The following is a 10,128-nucleotide window of genomic DNA, read 5'->3' as shown; positions in this document are numbered from 1 at the left end:
CCCCCGGGAAGCTCGCTAACTTCACCATCCTTGAAGATGATCCCCTCTCCGTCGCCCCCGAGGCGATCAAGGATGTCAAGGTCTGGGGCACAGTGCTGGAAGGGCGGGTCTTCCCGGCAGTATCGGCCGTGGAGGTCCAAAAGGCATCCCTCTTCGGCCCGCCGGCGTCCCCCGCGCCCGCGCCGCTTTATGCGCTCTCTACCGTCGCGCCGGTTGCCATGCGCGGCACGTTCGGCGGGTGCAACTGCTGTGCGTCACCAACAAGCGTGTCCTGTTCGGCTCCGTCGGTCTCCAGCAGAGCCTCGTTGGGTTGCTGTTCGACAAATACTCTGGGTTGGGCCGTGGCGGCTGAATGGGCAGCGCAGGCGTAAGTGCAGTCTGCGCCGACCCGCGGGCCTTGGAACGGCCCATCAGGAACTGGAAGTCCTGCCTGCGCGATCGTCGGGCATCACCTGACCATGTCTCGGCCTCGGTCGTCGTATGCTGCAGAGCCAGCGCACCGGACATTTGGCAGCACCTTGGCGGCGCGATCCATTCCCTGATCGCGCCGCCCCTTCAAGAGGCACCGGGTGCTCTCAGTACACGTCACTGGCCGGCAAGGTATCCGCCCCGATGATCGCAGTCAGGAACCGCGCGACGCACAGCGAATTGTGGTTGGAGATCATTCCTGCGGGCATCCGCATGCCGCGCTTGATGTAGAAGTCGCCCGCCTCGTACTTGGCCGCGGCCTGCATCAGGAAGCCGGCAAAGGGATCGGCCCGGTCCAGCGGCGGGAAATACTCCAGCCGGCCTTCCTTTTCCCCCGCCTCGTAGACGGTGGTGCCTTCCTTGATCGTCAGGGCGACGGTCAGCGTGTCCAGCGTCTCGGGGTCGACGGCGGTAGGGTCGGCCGACAGGATCACCAGATCGGCCAGCTTGCCCACCTCGATCGACCCCTTGGTGTCCTCCTCGAAATGGTGCCAGGCCGGCCATATCGTCATCGCCTTCAGCGCGGTCATCACGTCAACCCGCTGGTCCGGGCCGATGATGTCACCCGACCGCGACCGGCGTGTGACCGTGGCATCAAGGACGCGCATCGAATCGGGGAAGGCCACCGGTGCATCAGTGTGCGACGAGAACTTCATACCGCGCTCGGCCACCCAGCGGGTGGGCGAGATATTGTCGGCCAGCGCCGGGCCGACGGTGTGGTCGCGGTGCCAGTCGCCCCAGTAGAAGGTGTGCATCGGAAAGAGCGACGGCGTGACGTTCAGCCGGTTGTAGGATTCTACCTGATCCAGCCGGGTGAACTGGCCGTGGATCAGGACCGGGCGGCGCTCCGGGTCGGCACCATGCTTGGTGGTTGCCGCATCAAGCCCGGCGATCAGCATGTCCTGCGCGGATTCGCCATTTGCATGGGTGATGATCTGGATCCCGTTGGCAAAGGCCCAGTCGATCGCATCGACGGTCTGTTCCTGGCTGGCCGAGGCATAGCCGCGATAGCCGGGCGGGTAGTTGCCGACCGGATCGTAATAGGGCCGGTCGCGGAACGCGGTGAAACCCTGTGGCGAGCCGTCAATGGTAAGCTTGGCCCCGGCAACGCGGAACCGGTTATCGTAGTCCTGCGAGACGTTCTCCTTGATGTAGTCCCGCGCCAGAAGCACGTCGACATAGGTCAGGACGTCGATCTTAAAGCCGCCCTCCGCGCCGACCTCGCGCATGATGTCGGCCTGAACGGGAAGCGAGCGGCCTTCCTCGGCGGTGGTGTAGCCGTACTTCGCCCAAAGCTCGCTGCCCGCACGCGCGATGGTCTTCATCCCCTCGCGGTCGACCTTTGCCATCAGCGCGAACCAGGCCATGTTGTGCGCGTTCTCTTCAAGCACCCCGGTCGGCTCGCCATTGGCGTCGAACTCGATCACCCCGCCGGGCGGAGCGACGGAGTCGCGGGTGATGCCGGCGATCTCCAGGGCCTTGGAGTTTGCCGCGCCCAGGTGGCCCGACTGGTGGATGAGGTAGATCGGATACTCGGTCGAGATCGCGTCAAGGTCGGCCCGGTTCGGGTTGCGCAGTTCTGCCATCGTCGACTTGTCGAAGCCGAAGCCCATGACAAGACCGGTCTTCTTCACCGTCTCCTCATTGGCGGCGATCCAGTCGCGCAAGACCTTCTGCAGGCTGGCGATGTCGGTCACGTCGCCGTCGGGCGGAGCCAGCATATTGGCGGTCAGCGCCTGGATCCCGCCGACGAAGACATGGCCATGCGCATCGAAGAACCCGGGCAGCAGCGCGCGGCCGTCAAGCTCGGTCACCTCGGTCGCCTCGCCCTTCAGCGCCATGATCTCGTCCAGGGTCCCGACGGCGATGATCTTGCCGTCCTTCACCGCAACCGCCTCGGCCCTCGGCTGGGCGTCGTTCATCGTGAGGACCGGGCCGCCGATGAAGATGCGGTCCGCCGGCCCTTCCTGAGCGTGACTTGGCCAGGCGCGAACGACTGGCACCGCGAAAGTTGCCATGGACAGAAGCAGGAAAGCCCGCCGTGAAGGTTTTCGATTGGACAACATCTTCTTTGGATCCTCTGTGCCTTTGTTTCTCGATCTCTTGGGCCGACATTGCCTGCTTGAGCAGACTGACCTGCCCTTCGCACTCTTCATTCACCAGTTCGGGCCGCCGTAACGTGCTTCTTGAGCATTGCAGCCATCGCCCGAAAGAACTGCGGGCGGCATGGCAGGGGCTTCCTGCGCCCAGGCCGCGCCCGAGAGTGCCAATGCCGTCGTGGTCAGAAGCGCCTTGAAAATTGTCCGGCGATCAGGGTGAAGCGTTCCAGCCATGTGCAACTCCGCCAAGAATAGCGACCTGACAGCCGGCGCGATCGAAGCCGACAGTTCAGACTAGACGATCTCGACAGCTGGAATTGTCGCAACCGGGATAATCTCGAGAAAGAATCTCGTTAGGGTGCAAAGGAAACCTTCGACAACTTAACGGCCGATCATTGCACACCTTGATCTTCTCCTCGACCAATCCGATTGGCCTCAAGCCCCACCGGGCGTTCAGCGCCGGGTTCCTGGTCGCCGTCGGTCTTGCGCTGCCCGTTGTCGCCCAATCGGGAAGTGACGCACCCTGCGGGTCATACGGCGGGCTTGCCTTCCTCGGCAGGAACGCGGACGCGACGGCCGTCTTCTTCCTGACCGCGATCCGGCCGCCCCCCTTCGGCTTCGGCGATGCACTTGAACTTCGGCACGATGCAACCGGAACCGTAGTGGACGCCTTCAGCTTTCCCGACCCGCCCGGCCTCAGGCTATCAACCTCGGGCTTCGTCGCGGCCGGCGCGGAAGGAAGTCACACACTTTACGAACAAACGCAGGGCGACTGCGCCATTGCCACGGCATTTCAGGAGGGCGGGCTCGTCCTTCCTCCCGGAGGCGGAGGCGGCGGATCGGGCGGGGGATCACCTGATGGAAACGAGCCGGCCTTGCTTGGCACGACCACCAGCCCGGCCTTTCTTCGGCCTTACTCCATAACGGAAAGGCTACAGGCATGGGGACTGCCTTCATCGGGAACCATTGCGCCTAAGTCGGGAAAGCGCGTCTGGGCGCAGGCCGAGAGCCTCTCCTACGACGACGACCGGGAAGGCCGCGACGGCAGCGGACGCTGGTCCATGCTGACGCTTGGAGCCGACATGGTTCAACGGCCTGACCTCATTCTGGGCTTCGCGTTAGGTATGGAAACCGCCAGCACCGACGCTTTCGATGCGGCCGTGTCTGCTGATTTCGACGGTGTCGTCCTCGGCCCCTACGTCGCGTGGCGCCCGCGCCAAGACCTCCTTCTTGACGCTTGGCTGGGCTATGCGTCGCGCAATGTCGAAACCGGCATCCTTGACCTTGACAGCAACTACTATGCCTCCCGCGTCTTCCTGTCGCTGAACGCGACCGGCCGCCATGCCCTTGGCAAGATGGAGGCATTACCTCGGCTGTCGCTTTTCCTGTCGCACGATGACTTTGACGGGCACGCCTACGCGGGACCTTCGGGGTCTTTCGAAGTTGCGGGTGGATCGGACACTGTCGCACTTCTCAGCCTTGCGACCGAACTGCGTCACAAGCTCGAGCCGCTTGCCGATGGCACGATCCTGATCCCCGCAGCCCGTTTCGGCATAGAAGCCTGGCTCGCACGACCCGAGGACGGTGCCGTCTATTCCGGGACGCTTGAGATCGAGGAGACGGAGGCCGTGACAATCAACTTCGGTGCCGGCCTCACCGCTCTTTCGCCCAACGGCGGGCGCTTAGACCTGTCGCTTGACTACATGGGTGATGGCAACGACCTTGGTGGAATCGAGGCGACCCTCGCCTACGCCTTGAGGTTCTGACCATGGACCGGGCTGCGGCCGAAAAGAGCATTCTGCTGCGCGGCTGGCTCGCCGCGCAAACGCCCCCGCTGCAATCTGCAATCCTGAGTAAGGCACGGCTCATGTCGTGCCCTGCAGGGGAGTTCGTCTTCCATGCCGGCGACAACCCCGGCGGCATCTACGGCGTCGTGAACGGCGGTGTCGGTGTCCATATTCCGTCCTTCACGGGCGAGGTTCCGCTGACGCACGTCCTGCGCTCCGGCACGTGGTTCGGATACGGCCCTCTCTTCTCTGGCCAGCGTAGGACGATGACCTTCTCGCTGCTCGAACCGACCGACCTCTACCACGTTACCTTGGCCGCTCTGGAGGACATCCTGAGGTCCAATCCAGAGCAGACGCGCGCGATCTTCGCGATGAGCGACTTCGCCGTCGCCGTCTCGGTGTCCGTCATAGCGACGCTCCAGATCCGCGAACCCGACCGGCGAATTGCAGCGACCATCCTCCGGGTCGCGCCGCCGGTCGAAGACTTTCACTCCGATGAACCCGTCGAGGTAAACGTGACCCAGACCCAGCTTGGAGAACTCGCCAATGCCGGACGCCAGCAGGTAAACCGCGCGCTGAAACGTATGGAGGAACGGGGGTGGCTCACCGCCTCATACGGTCGGATTATCCTGACCGACGCAGATAGCATGAGGGCATGGCTTCGCGATTGAAGGGAGTCCGGAAAGTCTGCGATGCCGACTGGACGGCGGATCGCAGCGAACGACCACTACCCGCCCTTTGTGTCGAACGCGGCGTCGGAGCTATCGGCCCTTTGCAGACGATCGGCACGATGGTTGTCAAAGTCTGCTTTCCGGAATCTTGGCGCGTCTCTTTCGCCATCTCGGAATACTGGAGGCGGCGAGGTCGAAGCCGCTTTCGACATTGCGGCTCCGGCAGGAGCGACCAGGGCAGAGATCACGGACATTCCCGACCTCGGAGAGGTTGCAAGGATCTTTGTTCCGCAGGGAGAAAACTGAAATGCTGAAACGTTTCGCCATGACGTGTGCAATGTTTGCCCTGGCGGCAGGAGCATTAGAGACTGGCGCCAGCTTTACAGTTACAGGCAAACTCGGCATTGGCCTCCCCGCCTTCTCGGTTGTCGGTCGCCCGTTGACCCCGGTAAGTGTTGCCGGCGCCACTCGGCGAAAGGTACGGCGCTGTGCTGTGCTGTGCTGTGACAGTTGCTGTGTGCTGACCTGATGTAGACAAGGCGCGGGGCAGCGCAGGTCGGCGACCGCGCCTTGCGACAGATCAATGTGGTCGCGGCCGGTTCTGGTATTGATAGCTGCAGGTCGCGACTCGGCCACCTTCGCAATCTTGAACAAATCTGCCTGTTTCTATTCCCGTGGTGCCGATCCGAAGGAGCTGAAATGTCGTTTTCCGCAAGAATGATCGCGGCGCCAGCAACACTCGGCCTGACCGGAAATGCCCATGTAAAGGGTTAGCGTAGATTTGGTCTGGCCCGTGTGGCCTGCCGGATGTCCAGTCTGACAGCAATGCAGCAAGACCTGAAAAGTGTGGCCAATCGAGACATGAAATCCATCACCACAGTTCTGGGACGATTTGTGCGTGAGCCGCTTGTTCATTTCGCGGTTCTGGCCGGGATGCTGTTCGTCGTTCTCTCAGAACCAAATGCTTCAGAACAAGTCGCCGATGACAGCCGGATCGTGATATCGGCGGCTGAGGTCGACCTGATGGCGGTGGCCTGGACGCAACGCTGGCAACGCCCGCCAAGCGAAGACGAACTCGCCGGACTGGTCCGGGAAGCGATCCGCGAGCAGGTGCTGTACCGCGAGGCGTTGGCGCTCGGGCTTGACCGCGACGACGTGGTGATCCGTCGCCATCTGCGGCAGAAATACGAGTTTGTCACCCAGGACCTGGCCTATGATGCAGACCCGGACGAGGCGACGCTGCTTGCCTATTACAACGCTCGGCCCGACCGTTACGCACAGTCCGCCCAGGTGTCTTTCAGCCACATCCTGTTCAGCACGGATCGGCGTGGCGCTGCGGCCGAGGCTGACGCGGCACAGGCGCTGGCTGATCTGCAATCGGCAACGGGGCCAGAGGGCGCAGACCTGCTTGGGGATGCCACGTCCTTGCCTTCTGGATTCGAGAAGATAAGTGCCGTCGAGGTCGAAGCTTTGTTCGGCCCGGACTTTGCGGCCTCGCTTTTGCGACAGGAGGCCGGACGCTGGTCCGGCCCGATCCCCTCAGGCTATGGGCTGCACCTGGTATGGGTCTCCGAAAGGATCTCTGGTGGACCCATCGCGTTCGAGGCCGTGCGGCAGCGCGTGAAAGACGATTGGGTGTACGAGCAGCGCGTGGCCGCCAACGAGGCGATCTTTCTCAAGCTGCTGGACCGCTACGAGGTGGTTGTCGAGCCCCCTGCCTCAGCAGCTCAGGATGTCGGGGATGGTTCATGATGCGCTGGCTGGTTCTGACGATCTTCGCGATCTTCGGCCTTGCGATCCCGCTGGCGGCGCATGAAGCACGCCCGGCCTTCCTTGATGTCCGCGAGCTGTCCGTTGGTCGGTATGAGGTTGTCTGGAAGCGGCCGATGCGCGGGGAGTATGTCATCGGCTTTACCGTGGGCTGGCCAGAGGGGTGCGCGCCTACGGTTACCAACGAAACCGACTTGCCGGGCGCAAACATAACGCGGATGCTGCTGGACTGCGCTGAGACGGGACTGATCGGCAAGACGGTCACGATCAACCGGCTACCCGAGACCAGCGCTGAAGTTCTAGTGCGGGTCGAGTTCGTCGACGGCACCAGCCAGACCCAACTTCTGCGCCCGGCGTCGCCCTCCGTGACCGTTGTAGGTCCGCGCAGCGCCTTTACCGTTGGGGCGGAATACTTGCGCCTTGGCTTTGACCACATCCTAGCCGGGATCGACCATCTGATCTTCGTCCTTGGCCTGACGCTGCTCGTGGGCGGGGGCTGGCGGTTGGTGAAGACCATCACCGCCTTCACGGTGGCACACAGCATCACCCTTGCGCTCTCAACCCTTGGTCTCGTGCGGGTGTCGCAAGCCCCGGTCGAGGCCGCCATCGCCCTCAGCATCGTCTTCCTCGCCCGCGAGCTTCTGCTGTTGCGGCAGGGGCAGCCGGGATTGACCTCACGCGCGCCATGGCTTGTGGCCTTCATCTTCGGGCTGTTGCACGGGCTGGGCTTTGCCGGCGCGCTTCGCGAGATCGGCCTGCCACAGGGGGACATTCCTCTTGCGCTGCTAGCGTTCAACCTGGGCGTCGAAGCGGGGCAACTGGCCTTTGTCGCGGTCGTCCTCGTGCTGATAGCCGTGGGTAGGCGCATCTTTTCCAGAACCCTGCCGAACTGGCTGGAGCAAGTCCCGGCCTATGCCATCGGCACCGTTGCCGCGTTCTGGACATTGGAACGGATCCTGACTGCATGAGTAAACTGCACTACGCCTCGAAAGGAGACGACCATGACATCGAAGACACTCCGGACACTCGCACTTGCCGCACTCGCCATAAGCCCGGGCACTTTGCCTGCCTTTGCCCAGGGCGATATCGTCGACACGCACGGTCATGATCCTTCTGGGCTGGATGTCCAGAACAAGACGCCGCCCTATTCTCCCAATGCCGGGCGTAACTTTCCGGACCGGCCGCTGTTCGGCGAGACGCACCTGCATACGACCCTGTCGTTTGACGCGGGTACCTTCGGGGCCATCCTTGGACCGCGCGATGCCTACCGCTATGCAAAGGGCGAAGAGATCGTCTCGAACACTGGCCAACCCGTCCGCATTGCCCGGCCGCTGGATTTCACGGTGGTCACCGACCATTCGGACAACATGGGGTTCTTCGCCGAGTTCGCTGCCGGAAACCCAAACATTCTTGCCAACGCCACGGCGAAGGGCTGGTACGACCTGTTCAAAGCCGGCAAAGGCGCTGAAGCAGCAGTCCAGATCATCACCGCCTTCTCGACCGGCACTTTCCCGACCGACATCATGTCTCTGCCCGGCACCAAGCTGTACCGCGATACCTGGAAGGACATCATTGCCGCTGCCGAGGAAGCGAACGAGCCCGGACGCTTCACCGCGATGATCGGCTATGAATGGACGTCTCAAGTCGGCACCGGCGACAACCTGCACCGCAACGTGATCTACCGCGATGGCGGCGATCTTGCGGTCCAGATGGACCCAATGGTCACCTTGCCGCCAATGGGCAGCCAGGACCCCGTAGATCTGTGGAAATGGATGGGCGCCTACGAAGACAAGACCGGTGGTGACGTTTTGGCCATCGCGCACAACGGCAACCTGTCCAACGGCCTGATGTTCCCGACCATCGAGCAGTTTGGCAAGCCGATAGATGCTGAATATGTCGCCGAACGCGCGAAGTGGGAAAAGATCTACGAGGTGACCCAGACCAAGGGGACGGGCGAGGCGCATCCGAACCTCTCGCCGAACGACGAGTTCGCCGATTTCGAGATCTGGGACAAGGGCAATCTGGTCATGACAACGGCAAAAACGCCGGACATGCTCGAGTTCGAGTATGCCCGCTCTGCCCTGCTAAACGGGATGAAGCTGGAAACGCAGTTTGGCGTGAACCCCTACAAGTTTGGCATGGTCGGATCGACCGACAGCCATCTTGGCTTTTCGTCCTTCGAGGAGGACAACTTTTTCGGCAAGACCGTGTCGATGGAGCCCGGGCCGGAGAGGATTGCCAAGGATTTCGTCAAAACACCAATTGCCACAGTCAAAGAATGGGAAGTCGGCGCCGCCGGTCTTGCTGTCGTCTGGGCGACCGAGAATACGCGCGCCTCGATCTTTGACGCGATGGAGCGCAAGGAAACCTATGCCACCACCGGCAGCCGCATCAATGTGCGGTTCTTCGGCGGTTGGGACTTCGTAGCCGAAGATGCAGACACTCGGCGCCCTGCTCAGGTTGGCTATGCCAAAGGCGTGCCGATGGGCGGCGACCTCGTGAACGCGCCTGAGGGCAAGGCTCCAAGCTTCCTCGTCGCCGCACTGAAAGACCCGATTGGGGCCAATCTTGACCGGGTCCAGATCGTGAAGGGCTGGATCGACGCCGATGGCAATGCGCAGGAACGCGTCTACGACGTGGCCTGGGGCGATGCCGAGTCCCGCCAGCCGGGTGCGGACGGCAAGCTTCCGTCGGTCGGGACTACTGTGAATGTGGCTGACGCAAGCTTTACCAACACCATTGGCGATCCGGAACTGATCACCGTCTGGACCGACCCGGAGTTCGACCCTTCGCTGAAGGCGTTCTACTATGCCCGCGTCATCGAAATCCCTACGCCGCGCTGGACCGCCTTTGACGCAAAGTACTTCGGTCAGACCCCGGCTGATGACGTCCGCATGACCATCGCCGAGCGGGCCTATACATCACCGATCTGGTACACGCCAGCTGGTTAAAGGAAGCTTTAAGCGCAGGGACAAAGTTATCTAATTGTCCCTGCCGTTGCTCAATCACATTCGGTTGGAAGAGCTTGGACACTCGTTTGGCCAAGAACCGGGGCCATGGCCCGGCCGAACGCTGTGTTCGAAGCTGCCGTCAATACGGATCGCAGCGAACGTCTGCTTGCCGCCCTTTGCCGACCTTCGGCCCTTGGCTCAGGATGAGAGCGCGCGGTCCGTCGAAGCCGACGTTCAGCACGCTTGCGAAGCACACTGAATTCGTAGGTGCGCAGTGCGGACGAAGCGCGCGCCGCGATCCGGTGACGACGACCCACCGATGTCGAGTTCCTAATGCATCAGCTCCACTTCTGGTGAATCAGAAACCGTGCCTCGCGGGCTT

The 10,128-nt window shown here is 62.4% G+C and carries 7 protein-coding genes and 1 pseudogene; 6 read left to right on the top strand and 2 right to left on the bottom strand.

Going from position 1 to position 10,128, the window contains the following annotated elements; genetic code table 11:
• Positions 1-371, top strand: a pseudogene (locus tag AC2D9V_RS17540) (hypothetical protein); the annotation flags it as partial.
• 204 nt (positions 372-575) lie between these two features.
• Here the strand turns inward: AC2D9V_RS17540 and AC2D9V_RS17535 are convergent.
• Positions 576-2,486 (bottom strand): amidohydrolase, encoded by a 1,911-nt coding sequence (locus AC2D9V_RS17535; protein WP_484715379.1) that lies wholly within the window; start codon positions 2,484-2,486, stop codon positions 576-578.
• A 138-nt stretch (positions 2,487-2,624) separates the two neighbouring features.
• On the bottom strand, positions 2,625-2,801 hold the full coding sequence (locus AC2D9V_RS17530) for a hypothetical protein (protein WP_484715378.1): 177 nt from the start codon (positions 2,799-2,801) through the stop codon (positions 2,625-2,627).
• Positions 2,802-2,962: 161 nt separating this feature from the next.
• Between AC2D9V_RS17530 and AC2D9V_RS17525 the strand changes: the two genes are divergently transcribed.
• The 5 genes from AC2D9V_RS17525 to AC2D9V_RS17505 all read left to right on the top strand — a co-directional run bounded on the left by AC2D9V_RS17525 (position 2,963) and on the right by AC2D9V_RS17505 (position 9,746).
• Positions 2,963-4,333: an autotransporter outer membrane beta-barrel domain-containing protein gene (locus AC2D9V_RS17525; RefSeq protein ID WP_484715377.1), complete on the top strand. Its 1,371-nt coding sequence runs from the start codon at positions 2,963-2,965 to the stop codon at positions 4,331-4,333.
• Between the two features lie 2 nt (positions 4,334-4,335).
• Positions 4,336-5,025 (top strand): Crp/Fnr family transcriptional regulator, encoded by a 690-nt coding sequence (locus tag AC2D9V_RS17520; RefSeq protein ID WP_484715376.1) that lies wholly within the window; start codon positions 4,336-4,338, stop codon positions 5,023-5,025.
• Positions 5,026-5,886: 861 nt separating this feature from the next.
• Positions 5,887-6,777 (top strand): peptidyl-prolyl cis-trans isomerase, encoded by an 891-nt coding sequence (locus AC2D9V_RS17515; protein ID WP_484715375.1) that lies wholly within the window; start codon positions 5,887-5,889, stop codon positions 6,775-6,777.
• Positions 6,774-7,763, top strand: coding sequence for a HupE/UreJ family protein (locus tag AC2D9V_RS17510; protein WP_484715374.1), 990 nt, complete (start codon positions 6,774-6,776; stop codon positions 7,761-7,763). Before AC2D9V_RS17515 ends, AC2D9V_RS17510 begins: the two co-directional genes overlap by 4 nt.
• A 33-nt stretch (positions 7,764-7,796) precedes the next feature.
• Positions 7,797-9,746 carry a DUF3604 domain-containing protein gene (locus tag AC2D9V_RS17505; protein WP_484715373.1) on the top strand — a complete coding sequence of 650 codons (1,950 nt, stop codon included), beginning with the start codon at positions 7,797-7,799 and terminating at the stop codon, positions 9,744-9,746.
• Positions 9,747-10,128: the final 382 nt, after the last annotated feature.

This window comes from Tabrizicola sp. T46 (genome assembly GCF_057219895.1).
This window is presented reverse-complemented; position numbering and strand designations above follow the sequence as displayed.

Bases quoted from the DNA above. Each gene is read 5' to 3' on its own strand.
- AC2D9V_RS17535 (WP_484715379.1), bottom strand. From the start codon at position 2,486: ATGGCAACTTTCGCGGTGCCAGTCGTTCGCGCCTGGCCAAGTCACGCT.
- AC2D9V_RS17530 (WP_484715378.1), bottom strand. From the start codon at position 2,801: ATGGCTGGAACGCTTCACCCTGATCGCCGGACAATTTTCAAGGCGCTT.
- AC2D9V_RS17520 (WP_484715376.1), top strand. From the start codon at position 4,336: ATGGACCGGGCTGCGGCCGAAAAGAGCATTCTGCTGCGCGGCTGGCTC.
- AC2D9V_RS17515 (WP_484715375.1), top strand. From the start codon at position 5,887: ATGAAATCCATCACCACAGTTCTGGGACGATTTGTGCGTGAGCCGCTT.
- AC2D9V_RS17510 (WP_484715374.1), top strand. From the start codon at position 6,774: ATGATGCGCTGGCTGGTTCTGACGATCTTCGCGATCTTCGGCCTTGCG.
- AC2D9V_RS17505 (WP_484715373.1), top strand. From the start codon at position 7,797: ATGACATCGAAGACACTCCGGACACTCGCACTTGCCGCACTCGCCATA.